Genomic DNA, 18,703 nt, shown 5'->3' on the forward strand with positions numbered 1-18,703 from the left:
ATACATCATTGGATTACTGGCGACTGTCATTTGCCTGGCGCAACAGCGTGCGGCTTTCACTCTGGAAACGCGTGGCGTAATCGCCGAACCAGTGCTCCACTTTGCGGAAGCTGTCGATAAACGCCTGCTTGTCTCCGTGCTCCAGCAGCGTAATGGCTTCGCCAAAGCGCTGATAGTAGCGCTTGATCAGCGCCAGATTATTTTCAGACGACATGATGATGTCGGCGTAAAGCTGGGGATCCTGCGCAAACAGACGCCCGACCATCGCCAGCTCAAGACGATAGATCGGTGAAGAGAGCGCCAGCAGCTGTTCAAGCTGCACGTTCTCTTCCGCCAGATGCAGACCGTAGGCAAAGGTCGCAAAGTGGCGCAGCGCCTGAATGAACGCCATGTTCTGATCGTGCTCGACCGCGCTGATGCGGTGCAGCCTCGCGCCCCAGACCTGAATCTGTTCCAGGAACCATTGATAGGCTTCAGGCTGACGGCCGTCGCAGTAAACCACCACCTGCTTTGCCAGGCTGCCGCTGTCCGGGCCAAACATCGGGTGCAGCCCGAGCACCGGGCCCGTATGCGCAGCCAGCATCGCCTGCAGAGGACCGTTTTTAACGGAAGCCAGATCCACCAGAATGCAGTCTTTTGGTAAAGGAGGAAGCTTCCCGATGATCTGCTCCGTCACGTGGATCGGCACGCTGACGATAACCATTCCGGCATCTTTCATCAGTTCTGGTGCTTGTGCCCAGTCCTCTTTTTCCAGAATGCGCACCTGATAGCCAGAAAGCGTCAGCATTTTCTCGAACAGACGCCCCATCTGCCCTGCTCCGCCAACAATCACCACCGGACGCAGGGACGGACAGAGGGTTTTAAAGCCCTTGTCGTTTTCGCTGGAATAGGATTCCCGCATCACGCGACGCAGAACATCTTCAATCAAATCCGGCGAAACGCCCAGCGCCTGCGCCTCTTTACGACGGGAGGCCAGCATTGAGGCTTCGCGCTCCGGGACGTAAATCGGCAGGCCGTATTTGCTTTTCACCTCACCGACTTCGGCAACAAGCGCCATGCGGCGCGCCAGCAGGTCCAGCAGCGCCTTATCCACTTCATCAATTTGATCGCGCAGTGCGGTCAATTCAGCAACCATAACTACCCTCTTAAGCCAGACGCGTCGCCAACTGGCCGCTTAAATCTTTATGGATCTCACGCAGCAGCGCATCGGTGGTTTCCCAGCTGATGCAGGCATCCGTCACGGAGACGCCGTGCTTCATCGCGCTGCGCGGCTGTTCTGATGACTGATTACCTTCATGAATGTTGCTCTCAATCATCAGGCCGATAATCGAACGGTTTCCGTCTTTGATCTGTGCGACCACGGATTCCGCAACCGCTGGCTGGCGACGGTAATCTTTATTCGAATTACCATGACTGCAATCTACCATCAGTGCCGGACGCAGTCCCGCCTGTTCCATCTCTTTTTCACACTGCGCCACGTCCGCCGGGCTGTAGTTTGGCGCTTTACCGCCGCGCAGGATCACATGACCGTCCGGGTTGCCCTGCGTTTGCAGCAGGCACACCTGGCCCGCCTGGTTGATCCCAACAAAGCGGTGCGGCATGGCGGCGGCGCGCATGGCGTTGATCGCCGTCGCCAGGCTGCCATCGGTACCATTTTTGAAGCCAACCGGCATCGACAGGCCAGACGCCATCTCACGGTGGGTTTGCGATTCAGTCGTACGCGCACCAATTGCGGACCAGCTAAACAGATCGCCCAGGTATTGCGGGCTGTTTGGATCCAGCGCTTCGGTTGCCAGCGGCAGCCCCATGCTGACCAGTTCCACCAGCAGGCGACGCGCAATCTTCAGGCCTGCTTCCACATCAAACGAGCCATCCATGTGCGGATCGTTGATCAATCCTTTCCAGCCAACCGTCGTACGTGGCTTTTCAAAATAGACGCGCATCACCAGGTAGAGGCTATCGCTGACCTCCTCCGCTAATGCTTTAAATCGACGCGCATACTCAATGGCGGTTTCAGGATCGTGAATAGAGCAAGGACCACAAACCACCAGCAGGCGCGGATCGCGGCCGGCAATAATGTCAGAAATGGTCTGGCGAGAGTGCTCGATCTGAGCCTCCTGCGCGGCGCTCAGCGGAAACTCCGCTTTCAGTTGATCCGGGGTAATCAAAACCTGTTCGTCAGTGATATGTACGTTGTTCAGCGCGTCTTTTTGCATGATAGCGATCCTGTAAAGCTCGTTTGCGATAGTTGTTTTCCTCAGTGAGGTGAAACCACGATACCATAAAAAGTAAACATTTCAATCCAAAATACGTACACATTAGTTTACATTGGCACAATAAAGGCAAAAATCAGCCGCTAAAATCGTAAAGTTTAAATTACACTCTAAATTTCTCCCGCCAGGCTATGCTGAAGAAAAAGGAGAAGGGTTATGCGATCGATTGCTTTCGTCCTGCTGTCGCTGTTTTTATCGGGCTGCCAGATTAATCCTTACACTTTCCAGCCCAACTGGACGAGCCCGGACTGGTTCAGCGCGGGTAAAGAAGACGCCATAAATGGCCTGCCGGTTAAAGATAACCAGACCCTGGCCGATAGTTTTAACGACCCCCACGTCGATCGTAATGAATATCTTCGCGGCTATGCTGATGGTCAGAAGAAAGTGTGTGAAGAAGGCTTTATTCATGCATGGGGATTAGCGGGCAAATCTTATCCAGCCAGTTGTGATACTGTTGAAAATGCAGCGAAACTGCATGCGTCATGGCAAAAAGGTATGGATGAAAGTATGCGTTCCAGCAGGCTTAATTAAGTCTGCTTTTATTCTTTGGAAAATAAACAACTGTAGGATTTAGCTTAGGTCAGCCATGGGCTATTTCTGACATAATGACGGTTCTGATAAACAATGGTATTCTGCCCGCAACTCTTAAGGACATCTATTTCCGGAGCGGTACGGCGGATTCTGGTGAGAAATTTATACTTGAACTCTTTGTTCCGACTCACTCTGGTGCTAATGCTGTTCCTTATGGTGGGCCCGGCGATGGCAGGCGCGCTCTCGGAGACAGATAAATCGGTACGTTCTATTGTCTCAGGCATAGTGAGCTATACGCGATGGCCGTCGCTTTCCGGTCAGCCTAAACTCTGCATCTATGCCACTTCTCACTATACGCACGCGCTCAGCGAAGACCAGGGGCATAACGAGTTACCTTATACCCCCGTTATTGTACGTAACGATCGGGAAGCCCTGGCCGCGACATGCGATGCTGTTTATTTCGGGACTGAACCACCTGCGAAACAACTTGAATTAATAAGTCAATATCAGGGCAGAGCATTGCTATTAATCTCAGAGCAAAATCCGGAATGTGTTATTGGCAGCGCCTTTTGCCTGATAATCGATCGTGACCAGGTGCGATTTTCCGTCAATCTGGATGCGTTGACACGCAGTGGCGTCAGGGTTAACCCGGATGTATTGATGCTTGCACGGAATAAGCAGCATGGATAAAGATTTCATCTCGACGCAGCGTCCGACCTTTAAAAGAACGCTGAGGCGAAACAGCATGATAAGCGTCATCATCACAATGACGTTAATATGGCTATTGCTCTGTTTTGCCTCGGTCGTAACATTAAAACAATACGCGCAAAAAAATCTCGAATTAACCGGCGCCACAATGAGCCACAGCCTTGAAGCCTCTCTGGTTTTCAACGATTCACTGGCGGCCAACGAAACGCTCGATGCGCTGGGTAAGCAGGGGCAGTTTGCCGTAGCAGAAGTCATCAACGGGCATAAAAAGCGCTTTGCCTACTGGTCCTGGAACCCGAAGGATAATAACGACACGCTGGGGGCGCTGGTCAGCCGCTGGCTTTTCCCCGTTCCGGTTGCGCAGCCCATCCTGCACAACGGCGCGAAGATAGGTGAAATACGTCTTACCGCGCGTGACAGCCTTATCAGCCATTTCATCTGGATGTCGTTTGCCGTCCTCACCGGCTGTATTCTTTTTGCAACCGTCGTCGCGCTCACCATTACCCAGTCTCTGCACCGCGGCATGGTCACGGCGCTGCAAAATATCACCGACGTTGTGCATGACGTCCGCACCAATCGCAACTTTTCCCGTCGGGTGAAAGATGGGCGCATTGAAGAATTCCATCAGTTTGGAGAAGACTTCAACAGCCTGCTGGACGAGATGGAGGAGTGGCAGCTTAAGCTCCAGGCGAAAAACGCTCAACTGCTTCGTACCGCCATGCACGACCCGCTCACCGGTCTTGCTAACCGCGCTGCGTTTCGTAACAGTATTGCGGCATTAATGAATGACCCCTCGGCAAAAACAAACTCGGCCCTGCTCTTCCTCGACGGTGATAATTTTAAGTTTATTAACGACACCTGGGGACACGCGGCAGGAGACTGCGTGCTGATTGAAGTCGCCAGCAGGATGGTGGAATTTGGCGATAAACGCCACCAGTCCTACCGCCTTGGCGGTGACGAATTTGCCATGGTGCTGTACGGGGTGCATTCTGAACCAGAGGTTCAACACATTTGTGCTGCGCTAGCGCAGCAGTTTATCCGTCCGTTTGATCTGCATAACGGACAAAAAGCATCGATGTCACTCAGCATTGGCTTTGCTCTGGCGTGGGAAAATGCTTCCGTGGAAGCATTACTGGAGAGGGCTGACCGCAACATGTACCAGGTTAAAAACCAGCGTACGAAAACAATAAGTTAGAAAGGATACACTATGTTAAAACGTTACTTCGCGCCGTTAGTTATGGCCTCACTGGTTCTGGCAGGCTGTCAGTCGCCGCCCCAGGGCAAATTTACTCCTGAGCAAATCGCGGCGATGAAGTCATACGGTTTTAACGAACTGAACGGCGACTGGTCGCTTGGTATGTCGGACACCATCCTCTTTGATAAGAATGACGCCAGACTGCGCCCGGAAAGTGAAACACAGATCCAGTCTATGGCCTCTCGTCTGGCGAAAACTGGCCTGAATCACGCGCGAATGGACGGTCATACGGATAATTACGGTGAAGCAAGCTACAACGAAGCCCTGTCGTTAAAACGCGCCAATGCCGTGGCCGACGCGTGGGCGAAGGGCGCGAATATCCCGCGCAGCAATCTCACCACCCGGGGATTAGGCCAAAAATATCCGATTGCGAGCAACAGCACTGCACAAGGGCGCGCTGAAAACCGCCGGGTGTCAGTGGTTATCAGCGCGCCATAGGATTATTTAGCGGATGATTCGGTGAGCGACACGCCTGTTGCCGCTCGCCAGCGCAGCCAGTCAATCAGAACAAACAGCGCCAGACTCACGCCCATCACCGGCAAAGCCAGCCCCAGCAGTGCGCTGATGACCACGGTAACACCTCTTCCCCACCCTGACAGCGCCAGCCAGCTCTGAGAAAGCGTCTGCACCGGACTCATTGCCGACTGTGCCGGACGACGCATCCACCACATCCGGTATCCCCAGATGATAAGCACACACAGGGCAAGGCCGAAAGCAACGAGCAGCAGCTGATTCACCAGCCCGAATAAGATCCCCATATGGAAATCCACGCCCCAGCGGGTCAGTTTTGCCATGAGCGGGAAGTCCTCGAATCGGGTTCTGTCGAGGATCTGCATCGTACCGGGATCAACCGCAACGGCGTCCACCTGAGTCGGCCAGCTGCGGTCGATTTCCGTCACTGTCCATGCGCGATCCATTGTTTTCGCCGGGCGGATCTCCAGCCTGTTGGCATCAATACCCGCGTTACGCGCCGCGCTTAACACACCGTCAAACCGCGTCAGATCCATCGCCATTTCCGGCATCACCATTCCGCCGTGATGGCCACGGTGTTCGGCGTGCTCATCCACGCTCTCCGGCACGCCGGATAGCGTCGTATTCACCTGCGGGGTTAGCCAGTTCAACTCAGCGCGCAGCTTATCAACATTCCCCCCCGCCCACTGGGACCAGGTCAGGCCGGTTGCAGAGAAGAGCAGCATGCCCCCCAGTAATATCCAGCCGAGCGTCACATGCACCCGACGGCGGTTCTGGAAGCGATTGTTAATCCGGCGTTTTGGTCGGGTATAAAACCACAGGGCAATCCCTCCCAGTGCGGCCACCCACATCCAGGAAGCGGCCAGTTCGCTATAGAGCCGCCCGATATCGCCCAGCATCAGAGAGGTATGCAGATAATCAATGGTCTGACGCAGCGGTAAAATCCCGCTGGTGCCGTACACCGTCATATCCCCCAGCACCGCCAGGCTTACCGGATCGATAAAGATCGCCCGGTTTTCCGAGGGCCCCAGCGTCGGGTCAGCAAACATCACGCGGGTGGTTTCACCTTCAACCAGCCCCGGGCGAACGGCGTGCAAACGCAAATCTGAGCCAACGGCCTTTTCCGCCGTGGCGATTTGTTCCGCCAGCGGCTTCGGTTCGCCCACGGAATTCGTGTGGAGCGCGTCCCGGTAGAGCGCATTCTCGAGCTGCGGGGTCGCCACGTACAGCGTACCGGTCAGCGCGGCGAAGAAGATAAACGGGCCGACAAATAGCCCGACGTAGAAATGGAGGCGACGCAGCAGGTTTCCCCATGCCGCGCGCGGAGTGCAGGTAGTCATACTTTTCCTTTTTAAGGCAGAAAGTTATCGATTGAGTTTTTAAAGGGAAAAAGCAGACTGCCGCGGCGGCGCGCGGGTATCAGGGTAAAGCCAGGGGAAAAAGTGCCAGTGGCTGACCGCCTGACGTGGCGGCTTCACGCGAAGCCTTTGCAGCACGATACTGAGCAGCACTATCAGCGCGAGCATCACGCCAGGGACATGCGCTAACAGCACGCAGTAGCCGCACGCCTCCGCATGGTCGACCGGCATCGTGTGCGGCATATCGCCGTGATGCTCGTCCATCGACATCATGCTCATGTCATGATGCATGCCCGGCATGGCGCTCATTGGGTCTTTCTGCAGCGAGACGGAGATAAGGGGTGCCACCACGATCAGCAGGATCGCAAACAGCGCGGTCAATGCCGCTGCGCGTTTCCGGTTAGGCTGATGCAGTACGTTATTCACTTCCCCTCCATTCAAGAGGCAAGCATTGTAAATGATTTATGACGAAAGGGTTAATGCGAGAGGTGCGATGGGATAAAAAAAGGGCCAGCCTTTCGGCCAGCCCTTTCTAACAGGATGTCGCTTAAGCGAATCTTAGTTCAGACGCTCTTTAATACGAGCAGACTTACCAGTACGCTCACGCAGGTAGTACAGTTTAGCTTTACGTACAGCACCACGACGTTTAACAGCAATGCTGTCAACTACCGGAGAGTGAGTCTGGAAGACACGCTCAACGCCTTCGCCGTTGGAAATTTTACGAACAGTGAATGCAGAGTGCAGACCGCGGTTACGAATAGCGATAACCACGCCCTCGAATGCCTGCAGACGTTTTTTGGAACCTTCAACAACCCATACTTTCACTTCCACGGTGTCACCTGGACGGAAGGAAGGTACGTCCTGCTTCATCTGCTCTTGTTCAAGTTGCTTAATAATGTTGCTCATAATTTAATCTCTTATCCTGGGTAAACTGATATTCGGGAGCGTATTACGCCTTCCCATCATGTTCATGCTGCTGGTGCGCGTGTTCAGTTTTGAACTCGGCCAGCAACTTTGCTTGCTCTTCAGTCAGAGCCAGGTTTTCCAGAAGTTCAGGTCTTCTAAGCCAGGTTCGGCCCAGCGACTGCTTCAAACGCCAGCGACGTATCTCGGCATGGTTTCCAGACAGTAACACTGCCGGTACTTCCATCCCTTCTAACACTTCAGGACGAGTATAGTGTGGACAGTCCAGCAATCCATCGGCAAAGGAATCTTCCGTTGCCGAAGCTTCATGGCCCAGTACCCCCGGAATAAACCGGGCGACGGAGTCAATCAGCGTCATTGCCGGTAACTCACCACCGCTGAGAACGTAATCGCCGATAGACCATTCTTCGTCAATCTCGGTTTGAATTACGCGCTCATCTATCCCTTCGTAGCGCCCACAGACCAGAATCAGCTTTTGATTCGTCGCCAGTTCGCTCACGCCCGCTTGATCAAGCTTGCGTCCCTGAGGTGACAGATAAATCACCTTTGCGCCTTCACCTGCCGCGGCTTTTGCTGTGTGAATGGCGTCCCGTAAGGGTTGCACCATCATTAACATCCCCGGTCCGCCGCCGTAAGGACGATCGTCCACGGTACGGTGCCGGTCATGAGTAAAGTCACGAGGACTCCAGCTCTGGATGCTCAGCAGGCCATTCTTTACTGCCCGGCCAGTTACCCCGTAATCGGTAATCGCGCGGAACATTTCAGGAAACAGGCTAATTATGCCAATCCACATAGCGCCGTCTTTTACCGTTTATCCGGAGAATTTAAAAACCAGGATCCCAATCTACTTCAATGGTTTGAGTAGCGAGATCGACTTTCTTGATAACCTGTCCATCGAGGAACGGGACCAGCCGCTCCTTGATGCCAAATGCATCTTTCAGGTTTGCCTTAATGACGAGAACGTCATTTGACCCGGTTTCCATCATATCGATGACTTTCCCCAGGCTGTAACCTTCAGTGGTGACTACCTGGCAGCCCATAAGGTCTTTCCAGTAGTAGTCGCCCTCTTCCAGCTGTGGCAACTGCGACGAATCCACGACAATTTCACAATTAGTCAGCGCATTCGCGGCATCACGATCGTCAATGCCTTTCAGCTTGATGATGATGTCCTGATTGTGGTGACGCCAGCTTTCCAGCTCGACCTCTTCCCACTTACCGGCTTTCTGGATGAACCAGGGCTGGTAATCAAAAATGCTATCAGCGTCTTCAGTGGAGGAAAACACTCTGAGCCAACCACGGATACCGTAGCAAGAACCCATTTTTCCCAATACGATCGGTTCAACAGGTGCTTTATTGCTCATCATGACCACCGTGACAGATTAAGCTGCTTTGTTTGCTGCTTTGATCAGCGTAGCAACGCGATCGGAAACAGTAGCGCCCTGGCCAACCCAGTGAGCGATACGATCCAGATCCAGACGGGTTTCTTCTTCTGCGCCAGAGGCCAGTGGGTTGAAGAAACCAACGCGCTCGATGAAGCGACCGTTGCGTGCATTACGGCTGTCAGTCACAACAACCTGGTAGAACGGACGCTTTTTAGCGCCGTGACGTGCTAAACGAATAGTTACCATAACATCCTCTTGTGTGAATAAAACAACCGGGCCCCATCGAGGAACGGAGCCCGGGTGTCATATTAAAAGCCCGAAAATTTTACTCATTTTCGGGCAAAAAGCAATCTCAAAAGCGATTAACGCCCTGGAAAACCGGGAGGCATCATGCCTTTCATGCCGCGCATCATCTTCGCCATGCCGCCTTTCTTCATTTTCTTCATCATGCGCTGCATGTCGTCGAACTGTTTCAGAAGGCGGTTAACGTCCTGCACCTGCATGCCGCAACCGGCAGCGATACGGCGCTTACGGGAACCTTTGATGATTTCTGGCTTGGCTCGTTCTTTCAGCGTCATGGAGTTAATGATCGCCTCCATACGCACCAGCACTTTGTCATCCATCTGGGATTTAACGTTGTCAGGGATCTGGCCCATGCCCGGCAGTTTGCCCATCAGGCTTGCCATGCCGCCCATGTTTTTCATCTGACGCAGCTGCTCAAGGAAGTCGGTCAGATCGAAACCGTCGCCTTTTTTCAGCTTGCTGGCGAGCTTTTCAGCCTGCGCGCGGTCGACCTTGCTCTCGATATCTTCGATCAGCGACAGCACGTCGCCCATGCCGAGGATACGGGAGGCGATACGGTCCGGGTGGAACGGCTCCAGCGCTTCGGTTTTCTCGCCCACGCCGAGGAACTTGATCGGCTTACCGGTGATATGTCGAATGGAAAGCGCCGCACCGCCGCGGGCGTCGCCGTCGACTTTGGTCAGCACCACGCCGGTTAACGGCAGCGCTTCGTTAAACGCTTTCGCGGTGTTCGCCGCATCCTGACCGGTCATGGCGTCAACGACAAACAGGGTCTCTACCGGGTTGATAGAAGCGTGCACCTGCTTGATTTCGTCCATCATCGCTTCGTCAACGTGCAGACGACCGGCGGTATCCACCAGCAGCACGTCGTAGAATTTCAGCTTCGCTTCTTTCAGCGCGGCGTTAACGATGTCGACAGGCTTCTGGGCAACGTCGGACGGGAAGAAGTCCACGCCGACCTGCTCGGCCAGCGTTTCCAGCTGCTTGATCGCCGCCGGGCGATAGACGTCCGCAGAGACCACCAGCACTTTCTTCTTGTGCTTTTCGCGCAGGAATTTACCCAGCTTACCGACGCTGGTGGTTTTACCCGCACCCTGCAGGCCCGCCATCAGCACCACGGCCGGCGGCTGAGCCGCCAGGTTAAGCACCTGGTTCTCTTCGCCCATCGCCGAAACCAGTTCGTTACGAACGATTTTGACGAACTCCTGACCCGGGGTCAGGCTCTTGTTAACTTCATGACCAACCGCCTTCTCTTTTACGCGGTTGATAAAATCACGAACAACCGGCAACGCCACGTCTGCTTCCAGCAGCGCCATGCGCACTTCGCGCAGCGTTTCCTTGATGTTCTCTTCAGTAAGGCGTCCGCGGCCGCTGATGTTGCGCAGCGTGCGCGACAAACGATCGGTTAAATTATCAAACATTGTCTCTCGCCTGAGTAGAAACGTTGGGCCGCATTGAGCGACACATACACAGAATTTTGCCGGAGTATAACATGAAGGCGCCTTTGTTGTTATGCAACGGTTGGAGCAGGCGTCACGTAACGTTATACTGCTTCTCTTTCTTATTAAGACAACTGTCGATGCCTATATGCCTGTTTTCGCACTGATCGCCCTTGTTGCCTACTCTGTCAGCCTCGCGCTGATTATTCCCGGACTGCTGCAAAAAAACAGCGGCTGGCGGCGCATGGCTATTCTTTCGGCGGTCATCGCACTGATAAGCCACGCGTTTGCGCTGGAATCACGCATTATTCCCGGCGACGGCAGCGTGCAAAACCTGAGCGTCCTCAACGTCGGCTCGCTGGTCAGCCTGATGATCTGTACGGTAATGACCATCGTCGCGTCTAAAAATCGCGGCTGGCTGCTGCTGCCGATTGTCTATACCTTCGCGCTGATCAATCTGGCTTTAGCCACCTTTATGCCTAATGAATTCATTACGCATCTGGAGGCGACGCCGGGGATGCTGGTGCACATCGGCCTGTCGCTGTTCGCCTATGCGACGCTGATCATCGCCGCGCTTTACGCCATGCAGCTCGCCTGGATTGATTACCAGTTGAAAAACAAAAAGCTGGCGTTCAACCATGAAATGCCGCCGCTGATGGTCATTGAGCGTAAGATGTTCCACATCACCCAGATAGGCGTGGTGCTGCTGACCCTCACGCTTTGCACCGGCCTGTTTTACATGAAGAACCTCTTCAGCGTGGAGAATATCGATAAAGCAGTGCTCTCCATCATCGCGTGGTTTGTCTATATTGTCCTGTTGTGGGGCCATTATCATGAAGGCTGGCGCGGTCGTCGCGTCGTCTGGTTCAACGTCGCGGGTGCGGGCATTCTCACCCTTGCCTATTTTGGCAGCCGCTTCATACAGCAATTTGCTGGCTAAGTTATAAAAGGAGTTCCCCCTGGAACACATCTCTACCACCACGCTGATCGTTATCCTGATCGTCATGGTGGTCATCTCCGCCTATTTCTCCGGCTCGGAAACCGGCATGATGACCTTAAACCGTTACCGGTTGCGTCATCGTGCTAAACAGGGTAACCGTGCCGCCCGCCGCGTTGAAAAACTGCTCCGCAAGCCGGATCGGCTGATAAGCCTGGTGCTTATCGGCAACAACCTTGTCAATATTCTGGCCTCAGCCCTCGGCACCATCGTTGGGATGCGCCTGTACGGCAATGCCGGGGTCGCGATTGCCACCGGCGTGCTGACGTTTGTGGTGCTGGTGTTTGCCGAAGTGCTGCCAAAAACCATCGCCGCGCTTTACCCGGAAAAGGTGGCCTATCCGAGCAGCTTCCTGCTGGCACCGCTGCAGATCCTGATGATGCCGCTGGTCTGGCTGCTGAACATGGTCACGCGCGTTTTAATGCGGATGGTGGGGATCAAAGCCGACGTCACTATCAGCAGCGCGCTCAGCAAAGAAGAGCTGCGCACCATCGTGAACGAATCCCGCTCGCAGATCTCCCGGCGCAATCAGGATATGCTCCTGTCGGTGCTGGATCTGGAAAAAGTGAGCGTGAACGACATCATGGTGCCGCGTAACGAAATCGTCGGTATCGACATCAACGACGACTGGAAAGCCATTGTCCGCCAGCTGACGCACTCCCCGCATGGGCGCATCGTGCTCTATCGCGACTCGCTGGATGATGCCATCAGCATGCTGCGCGTGCGCGAAGCCTACCGTCTGATGACCGAGAAAAAAGAGTTCACCAAAGAGGTGATGCTGCGCGCCGCGGACGAGATTTACTACGTGCCGGAAGGTACGCCGCTCAGCACGCAGCTGGTTAAATTCCAGCGCAACAAGAAAAAAGTCGGCCTGGTGGTCAACGAGTACGGCGATATTCAGGGCCTGGTGACGGTCGAAGATATTCTGGAAGAGATTGTCGGGGACTTTACCACGTCGATGTCCCCTTCCCTCGCGGAGGAAGTGACTCCGCAGAACGACGGTTCGGTACTGATTGACGGTAGCGCGAACATCCGTGAACTCAACAAAGCCTTTAACTGGCATTTGCCGGAAGATGAAGCTCGTACCATGAACGGGATGATTCTGGAAGCGCTGGAAGAGATCCCAGCGGCGGGCACGCGGGTGCGCATTGAGCAGTACGATATTGATATCCTGGACGTGCAGGACAATATGATTAAGCAGGTGAAGGTGCTGCCCGTCACGCCACTTCGGGAAAGTATTGCCGAATAAAGCGTAGGCCGGGTAAGGCGAATGCCGCCACCCGGCACTACAGGTAGCAAATTAGGCTTTCGCTTTCGCCACGGTCACCATCGCAGCGCGAATGGTACGGCCGTTCAGGGTATAACCTTTCTGCATCACGCCCAGCACTTTACCGGCTTCAATCTCTTCAGATTCCACCATCGCAATGGCCTGGTGAACGTTTGGATCCAGCGGCACATCGGTATCCGCAATCACTTCCACGCCAAACTTACGCACCACGTCGAGCATGGATTTCAGCGTCAGTTCGATACCTTCGATCATCGCCGCGTTGTCCGGATTCGCTTTGTCAGCCACTTCCAGCGCGCGGTCGAGGCTATCGATCACCGGCAGCAGTTCGTTGACGAATTTCTCCAGCGCAAATTTATGCGCCTTCTCAACGTCCTGCTCGGTGCGACGACGCAGGTTTTCCATTTCCGCCTTGATGCGCAGAACGGTGTCGCGTTCGCGATTCTGTGCTTCTACCAGTTGGGCTTCCAGATTCGCAATTTTTTCATCGCGCGGGTCCACCTGCTCAGCAGATGCGTCTGGCTCTACAGCCTCAACTTCATCGTGCTGTTCCGTGATAATTTCTTCAGGGGCTTGCCCCTCAGGCGTTTTCTGTTCTTTACTACTCATGAATTTCTCCGCGTTTTTCTGCATTCATCTCGCTAACTTCGCTTATTATGGGGATCAGTTTCCTGGATTCAAGGGAACAAGAGAGATTGTCATCATTCATCAGGCACAAGGACCTCCAGAAAATGAATAATCATTTCAGGTGTATTGGGATCGTCGGGCATCCGCGTCACCCTACCGCATTGACGACACATGAAATGTTGTATCGCTGGTTGTGTAGCAAAGGCTATGAAGTGATGGTCGAGCAGCAAATTGCGCAGGAACTGCAGCTGAAGAGCGTCAAAACCGGCACGCTGGCGGAAATTGGCCAACAGGCCGATCTCGCCGTGGTGGTGGGCGGCGATGGCAACATGCTCGGTGCGGCACGCACGCTGGCGCGTTATGACATCAAGGTCATCGGTATCAACCGCGGCAATCTCGGCTTTTTAACCGACCTCGACCCGGACAACGCGCAGCAACAGCTGGCCGACGTGCTGGAAGGTCATTATATCAGCGAAAAACGCTTTTTACTGGAAGCGCAGGTGTGCCAGCAGGACTGCCAGAAGCGCATCAGCACCGCGATTAACGAGGTGGTGCTTCATCCCGGTAAAGTGGCACACATGATTGAGTTCGAAGTTTATATCGACGAAATCTTTGCCTTCTCCCAGCGTTCTGACGGTTTGATTATCTCCACCCCGACCGGCTCAACCGCCTACTCGCTTTCTGCGGGCGGCCCGATCCTGACGCCCTCTCTGGATGCTATTACGCTAGTGCCGATGTTCCCGCACACGCTCTCCGCGCGCCCGCTGGTGATTAACGGCGACAGCACGATACGTCTGCGCTTCTCGCACCGCCGTAACGACCTGGAGATCAGCTGCGACAGCCAGATCGCGCTGCCAATCCAGGAAGGTGAAGATGTTCTTATTCGCCGGTGTGATTACCACCTGAACTTGATTCACCCGAAAGATTACAGCTATTTCAACACATTAAGCTCGAAGCTTGGCTGGTCAAAAAAATTGTTCTGATTTTGCATCCAGTACTTTACTGTATAAAAAACCAGTTTATACTGTATGAAAACACAGTTATGGTTTTTCATACAGGAAAACAATTATGCTGGCACAACTGACCATCAGCAACTTTGCCATTGTTCGTGAGCTTGAGATCGATTTCCACAGCGGCATGACGGCGATCACCGGCGAAACCGGTGCGGGTAAATCCATTGCCATTGATGCCCTCGGCTTGTGCCTTGGCGGCCGTGCAGAGGGCGACATGGTGCGCATGGGCGCAAACCGTGCCGATCTTTGCGCACGTTTCTCCCTGAAAGATACCCCTGCAGCCCTGCGCTGGCTGGAACAAAATCAGCTCGAAGATGGACGTGAGTGTTTACTTCGCCGCGTGATCAGCAGCGACGGGCGCTCCCGTGGCTTTATCAACGGCACTGCAGTCCCCCTCTCCCAGCTCCGCGAACTCGGCCAGCTGCTTATCCAGATCCACGGTCAGCACGCGCATCAGCAACTCGTCAAACCAGAACAGCAGAAAGCCCTGCTTGATGGCTATGCGGGTGAGTACGCGCTTACTCAGCTTATGGCGGAGCACTTCCGCCAGTGGCATCAGAGCTGCCGCGAGCTCGCCCAGCACCAGCAGCAAAGCCAGGAGCGCGCCGCGCGTGCGGAGCTGCTGGCGTACCAGCTTAAAGAGCTGAACGAATTCAACCCGCAGGCGGGTGAGTTTGAACAAATTGACGAAGAGTACAAGCGCCTCGCCAACAGCGGCCACCTGCTCTCAACCAGCCAGAATGCCCTCAACATGCTGGCAGATGGCGAAGACGTTAACCTGCAGAGCCAGCTGTACAATGTCCGTCAACTGGTCACCGAACTGGCCGGCATGGACAGTAAACTTTCTGGCGTACTGGATATGCTGGAAGAGGCCGCGATTCAAATCTCAGAAGCCAGTGACGAACTGCGTCATTATTGTGAACGGCTGGACCTCGACCCGAACCGCCTGTTTGAGCTGGAGCAGCGCCTTTCTCGTCAGATTTCACTGGCGCGCAAGCATCATGTCACGCCGGAAGAACTACCAGGCTATTATCAGTCTCTGCTCGAAGAACAGCAGCAGCTTGACGATCAGGCGGATTCGCAGGAAACCCTCTCTCTGGCAGTGAACCTGCATCATCAGCAGGCGCTGACCACGGCGAAAAAACTGCATGAGATCCGTCAACATTACGCTCAGGAGCTAAGCCAGCACATCACCGACAGCATGCACACGCTGGCGATGCCGCACGGTATATTCACTATTGATGTCCGTTTTGAAGAGAACCACCTGACGGCAGAAGGAGCGGATCGCATCGAGTTCCGCGTCACCACCAACCCGGGGCAGCCGCTGCAGGCCATCTCCAAAGTGGCATCCGGCGGTGAACTGTCGCGTATTGCGCTAGCGATTCAGGTGATTACCGCGCGTAAAATGGAAACCCCGGCGCTGATTTTCGATGAAGTGGATGTCGGCATCAGCGGCCCAACGGCGGCAGTGGTGGGTAAACTGCTGCGCCAGCTAGGTGAATCAACGCAGGTGATGTGTGTCACCCACCTGCCGCAGGTTGCGGGCTGTGGTCATCATCACTTTATTGTCAGTAAAGAAACCGACGGCGAAATGACCGAAACGCACATGAAGCCGCTGGATAAACGCGCGCGTCTGCAGGAGCTGGCACGACTGCTCGGAGGCAGTGAAGTCACGCGTAATACGCTCGCGAACGCGAAAGAACTGCTGGCGGCATAAACTTTTTCGGGATCTCAGGGTCATACAGAACAACAAAAACGCCGCCAGACCGGTTTCAAAGTGGGGCAAGGTCTATTATCATCGGCATATTACATATGAGCCGCGTTCTGCTCGGGCCCGAAAAGGAATCAAATCACTATGCGTTGTAAAATGCTGACCGCTGCCGCAGCGGTTCTTCTGATGTTGACCGCAGGCTGTTCCACTCTGGAGAAAGTGGTTTACCGTCCTGACATCAACCAGGGGAACTACCTTACCCCTAACGATGTGTCCAAAATCCGCGTGGGGATGACACAACAGCAGGTCGCTTATGCACTGGGAACCCCGATGATGACCGATCCGTTCGGCACTAACACCTGGTTCTATGTATTCCGTCAGCAGCCAGGCCACGAAAGCGTGACCCAGCAGACCCTGACGCTGACCTTCAGCAGCGCCGGTGTGTTGACCAACATCGACAACAAGCCTGCGCTGACCAAATAATCAGGCGTCAGAAAAGCAAAAAGGTGCTCATTGAGCACCTTTTTTGTTTTGTGTTGATCCCCTCGCCGCTTTAGGGAGAGGAACAGGGTGAGGGAAAGAAGCGCTACTTACCCGCCTTCTCCGCACGCTGACGACGCAGCTCTTTCGGATCGGCAATCAGCGGACGATAAATCTCGACCCGGTCGCCCTCCCTCAGCACATCGCCCAGCTTCACCGGACGGCTGTAAATCCCGATCTTATTCTTCGCCAGGTCGATATCTCTGCGAAGCTCAAGGATGCCGGACGCGCGGATAGCCGCCTCTACGGTTGCCCCCTCTTCCAGCATTACACGCTGTAGGTACTGCTTCTCCGGCAGCGCGTAGACCACCTCTACAGCAATCTTATGCGACACTGTAAACCTCTTTGGCACGAGTGGTGAACGCCTGAACCATATTTGACGCCAGCTCTTTAAAGATGCGGCCAAACGCCAGCTCGATTAGCTTATTGGTGAACTCAAAGTCCAGATGGAACTCGATGCGGCAGGCGTCAGCGCTCAGTGGCGTAAACTTCCAGCCACCCATCAGGGTTTTAAATGGACCATCCACCAGATGCATCAAAATACTCTGATTGTTAGTCAGCGTATTGCGGGTGGTGAACGTCTTGCTGATCCCCGCTTTGGAGACATCCACCGCCGCAGTCATCTGCGTCGGGCCAGACTCCAGAACGCGGCTCCCGGTACATCCCGGGATAAACTCTGGATAAGACTGAACATCGTTCACTAACTGATACATTTGTTCCGCGCTGTAAGGAACGAGCGCAGTACGGCTAATCTGAGGCATAGCATTTTCCATGGTCACACAACGGATAAATAATAACATTTATCACCTGTTAAAAAAACGCTAAGCCTCATCTCGTGCTAAGATAGCGCGTTAGACCTCACAGGACGCAATGAGGTGACTTTTTGAAATCAGATTACCGACGGCTTTACGACACTTATGACGAAGAAAAAAGCACATAAACCAGGCTCGGCGACCATTGCGCTCAACAAGCGTGCTCGCCACGAGTATTTCATTGAAGAAGAATTCGAAGCTGGCCTTGCGTTGCAGGGCTGGGAAGTAAAATCGCTGCGCGCCGGGAAAGCCAACATCGGCGACAGCTACGTGATCCTTAAAGATGGCGAAGCCTTCCTGTTCGGCGCGAACTTTACGCCGCTGACCGTCGCCTCGTCGCACTACGTATGTGACCCAACACGCACCCGTAAGCTGCTGCTGAACAAGCGTGAGCTGGAATCCCTCTACGGACGCATCAACCGTGAAGGTTTCACCGTGGTCGCCCTGTCGTTGTACTGGAAAAACGCCTGGTGCAAAGTAAAAATTGGCGTCGCGAAAGGTAAAAAACAGCACGACAAACGTACTGACCTGAAAGAACGCGAGTGGCAGTTGGATAAAGCGCGCATCATGAAAAACGCAGGACGTTGATTCTGCACACTTATTGTACTATTCAATAAGTTAGCGTTCCGGGCTGGTATCCAGGAAGTGAAATCTGGTATACTTAGTTCAACACTATTGGGGCTGATTCTGGATTCGACGGGATTTGCGAAACCCAAGGTGCATGCCGAGGGGCGGTTTGCCTCGTTAAAAGCCGCAAAAAAATAGTCGCAAACGACGAAAACTACGCTTTAGCAGCTTAATAACCTGCTCTGAGCCCTCTCTCCCTAGCTTCCGCTCTTAAGACGGGGATCAAAGAGAGGTCAAACCCAAAAGAGATCGCGTGGAAGCCCTGCCTGGGGTTGAAGCGTTAAAACTAATCAGGCTAGTTCGTTAGTGGCGTGTCTGTCCGCAGCTGGCGTGCGAATGTAAAGACAAACTAAGCATGTAGTACCGAGGATGTAGAAATTTCGGACGCGGGTTCAACTCCCGCCAGCTCCACCAAAATTCTCCATCGGTGATTACCAGAGTCATCCG

The 18,703-nt window shown here is 54.1% G+C and carries 22 protein-coding genes and 1 other RNA gene; 11 read left to right on the forward strand and 12 right to left on the reverse strand.

Features of this window, described 5'->3' with window-relative positions; translation table 11 throughout:
- Window positions 1-13 precede the first annotated feature (13 nt).
- Both tyrA and aroF read right to left on the reverse strand, forming a co-directional pair.
- Window positions 14-1,135, reverse strand: coding sequence for a bifunctional chorismate mutase/prephenate dehydrogenase (gene tyrA, locus IB212_RS17310; protein WP_028014119.1), 1,122 nt, complete (start codon window positions 1,133-1,135; stop codon window positions 14-16).
- Between the two features lie 10 nt (window positions 1,136-1,145).
- Window positions 1,146-2,216 (reverse strand): 3-deoxy-7-phosphoheptulonate synthase AroF, encoded by a 1,071-nt coding sequence (gene aroF / locus IB212_RS17315; protein WP_041908638.1) that lies wholly within the window; start codon window positions 2,214-2,216, stop codon window positions 1,146-1,148.
- A 213-nt stretch (window positions 2,217-2,429) separates the two neighbouring features.
- On the opposite strand from aroF, the gene IB212_RS17320 reads away from it, so the two are divergent.
- The 4 genes from IB212_RS17320 to IB212_RS17335 all read left to right on the forward strand — a co-directional run bounded on the left by IB212_RS17320 (window position 2,430) and on the right by IB212_RS17335 (window position 5,205).
- A complete protein-coding gene (locus tag IB212_RS17320; protein ID WP_041908636.1) occupies window positions 2,430-2,804 on the forward strand; it encodes a DUF2799 domain-containing protein in 375 nt (124 codons plus the stop codon).
- Between the two features lie 228 nt (window positions 2,805-3,032).
- Window positions 3,033-3,494, forward strand: coding sequence for a YfiR family protein (locus IB212_RS17325; RefSeq protein ID WP_369797228.1), 462 nt, complete (start codon window positions 3,033-3,035; stop codon window positions 3,492-3,494).
- Window positions 3,487-4,707: a diguanylate cyclase DgcN gene (gene dgcN / locus IB212_RS17330; RefSeq protein ID WP_041908632.1), complete on the forward strand. Its 1,221-nt coding sequence runs from the start codon at window positions 3,487-3,489 to the stop codon at window positions 4,705-4,707. Before IB212_RS17325 ends, dgcN begins: the two co-directional genes overlap by 8 nt.
- A gap of 12 nt (window positions 4,708-4,719) precedes the next feature.
- The gene (locus IB212_RS17335; RefSeq protein WP_028014123.1) at window positions 4,720-5,205 is read left to right on the forward strand and encodes an OmpA family protein; all 486 of its coding nucleotides are present in this window, start codon (window positions 4,720-4,722) and stop codon (window positions 5,203-5,205) included.
- Between the two features lie 2 nt (window positions 5,206-5,207).
- Here the strand turns inward: IB212_RS17335 and IB212_RS17340 are convergent, their stop codons facing one another.
- The 7 genes from IB212_RS17340 to ffh form a co-directional block, all read right to left on the reverse strand.
- Window positions 5,208-6,578 (reverse strand): PepSY domain-containing protein, encoded by a 1,371-nt coding sequence (locus IB212_RS17340; RefSeq protein ID WP_041908630.1) that lies wholly within the window; start codon window positions 6,576-6,578, stop codon window positions 5,208-5,210.
- Window positions 6,579-6,617: 39 nt separating this feature from the next.
- Window positions 6,618-7,022, reverse strand: a complete 405-nt coding sequence (locus IB212_RS17345; RefSeq protein ID WP_041908628.1) for a DUF2946 domain-containing protein — start codon at window positions 7,020-7,022, stop codon at window positions 6,618-6,620.
- Window positions 7,023-7,154: 132 nt separating this feature from the next.
- Window positions 7,155-7,502, reverse strand: a complete 348-nt coding sequence (rplS, locus tag IB212_RS17350) for a 50S ribosomal protein L19 (protein WP_002914145.1) — start codon at window positions 7,500-7,502, stop codon at window positions 7,155-7,157.
- A gap of 43 nt (window positions 7,503-7,545) precedes the next feature.
- On the reverse strand, window positions 7,546-8,313 hold the full coding sequence (gene trmD / locus IB212_RS17355; RefSeq protein ID WP_003863138.1) for a tRNA (guanosine(37)-N1)-methyltransferase TrmD: 768 nt from the start codon (window positions 8,311-8,313) through the stop codon (window positions 7,546-7,548).
- A gap of 31 nt (window positions 8,314-8,344) precedes the next feature.
- Entirely contained in the window at window positions 8,345-8,884 is a 540-nt protein-coding gene (gene rimM / locus IB212_RS17360) for a ribosome maturation factor RimM (RefSeq protein ID WP_028014127.1), read from the reverse strand.
- A gap of 15 nt (window positions 8,885-8,899) precedes the next feature.
- Window positions 8,900-9,148, reverse strand: a complete 249-nt coding sequence (rpsP, locus tag IB212_RS17365; protein WP_022649067.1) for a 30S ribosomal protein S16 — start codon at window positions 9,146-9,148, stop codon at window positions 8,900-8,902.
- Between the two features lie 116 nt (window positions 9,149-9,264).
- Window positions 9,265-10,626: a signal recognition particle protein gene (ffh, locus tag IB212_RS17370; protein ID WP_003863132.1), complete on the reverse strand. Its 1,362-nt coding sequence runs from the start codon at window positions 10,624-10,626 to the stop codon at window positions 9,265-9,267.
- Window positions 10,627-10,792: 166 nt separating this feature from the next.
- Here ffh and IB212_RS17375 point away from each other — a divergent pair, with 166 nt between their 5' ends.
- Window positions 10,793-11,584 carry an inner membrane protein YpjD gene (locus tag IB212_RS17375; protein WP_032645009.1) on the forward strand — a complete coding sequence of 264 codons (792 nt, stop codon included), beginning with the start codon at window positions 10,793-10,795 and terminating at the stop codon, window positions 11,582-11,584.
- A 19-nt stretch (window positions 11,585-11,603) separates the two neighbouring features.
- Complete coding sequence (locus IB212_RS17380) at window positions 11,604-12,890, forward strand: HlyC/CorC family transporter (protein ID WP_032644905.1); 1,287 nt, start codon at window positions 11,604-11,606, stop codon at window positions 12,888-12,890.
- A 51-nt stretch (window positions 12,891-12,941) separates the two neighbouring features.
- Here IB212_RS17380 and grpE read toward each other — a convergent pair whose 3' ends face one another.
- Window positions 12,942-13,535, reverse strand: a complete 594-nt coding sequence (gene grpE, locus IB212_RS17385; protein ID WP_032644906.1) for a nucleotide exchange factor GrpE — start codon at window positions 13,533-13,535, stop codon at window positions 12,942-12,944.
- A 122-nt stretch (window positions 13,536-13,657) separates the two neighbouring features.
- Between grpE and nadK the strand changes: the two genes are divergently transcribed.
- The 3 genes from nadK to bamE all read left to right on the forward strand — a co-directional run bounded on the left by nadK (window position 13,658) and on the right by bamE (window position 16,760).
- Window positions 13,658-14,536, forward strand: a complete 879-nt coding sequence (gene nadK, locus IB212_RS17390) for an NAD(+) kinase (RefSeq protein WP_008502500.1) — start codon at window positions 13,658-13,660, stop codon at window positions 14,534-14,536.
- Window positions 14,537-14,621: 85 nt separating this feature from the next.
- On the forward strand, window positions 14,622-16,283 hold the full coding sequence (gene recN / locus IB212_RS17395) for a DNA repair protein RecN (RefSeq protein ID WP_041908625.1): 1,662 nt from the start codon (window positions 14,622-14,624) through the stop codon (window positions 16,281-16,283).
- Window positions 16,284-16,421: 138 nt separating this feature from the next.
- Window positions 16,422-16,760, forward strand: coding sequence for an outer membrane protein assembly factor BamE (gene bamE, locus IB212_RS17400; protein WP_028014132.1), 339 nt, complete (start codon window positions 16,422-16,424; stop codon window positions 16,758-16,760).
- A 103-nt stretch (window positions 16,761-16,863) separates the two neighbouring features.
- Here bamE and IB212_RS17405 read toward each other — a convergent pair whose 3' ends face one another.
- Together IB212_RS17405 and IB212_RS17410 are read right to left on the reverse strand one after the other, a co-directional pair.
- On the reverse strand, window positions 16,864-17,151 hold the full coding sequence (locus tag IB212_RS17405; protein ID WP_041908623.1) for an RnfH family protein: 288 nt from the start codon (window positions 17,149-17,151) through the stop codon (window positions 16,864-16,866).
- A complete protein-coding gene (locus IB212_RS17410) occupies window positions 17,141-17,578 on the reverse strand; it encodes a type II toxin-antitoxin system RatA family toxin (RefSeq protein ID WP_008502504.1) in 438 nt (145 codons plus the stop codon). Before IB212_RS17410 ends, IB212_RS17405 begins: the two co-directional genes overlap by 11 nt.
- A gap of 156 nt (window positions 17,579-17,734) precedes the next feature.
- Here IB212_RS17410 and smpB point away from each other — a divergent pair, with 156 nt between their 5' ends.
- Both smpB and ssrA read left to right on the forward strand, forming a co-directional pair.
- The gene (smpB, locus tag IB212_RS17415) at window positions 17,735-18,217 is read left to right on the forward strand and encodes an SsrA-binding protein SmpB (protein ID WP_024908331.1); all 483 of its coding nucleotides are present in this window, start codon (window positions 17,735-17,737) and stop codon (window positions 18,215-18,217) included.
- Between the two features lie 89 nt (window positions 18,218-18,306).
- Window positions 18,307-18,670: a transfer-messenger RNA gene (gene ssrA, locus IB212_RS17420) on the forward strand.
- Window positions 18,671-18,703 lie beyond the last annotated feature (33 nt).

The organism is Enterobacter sp. E12, from assembly GCF_014596715.2.
Taxonomy (GTDB): domain Bacteria; phylum Pseudomonadota; class Gammaproteobacteria; order Enterobacterales; family Enterobacteriaceae; genus Enterobacter; species Enterobacter bugandensis.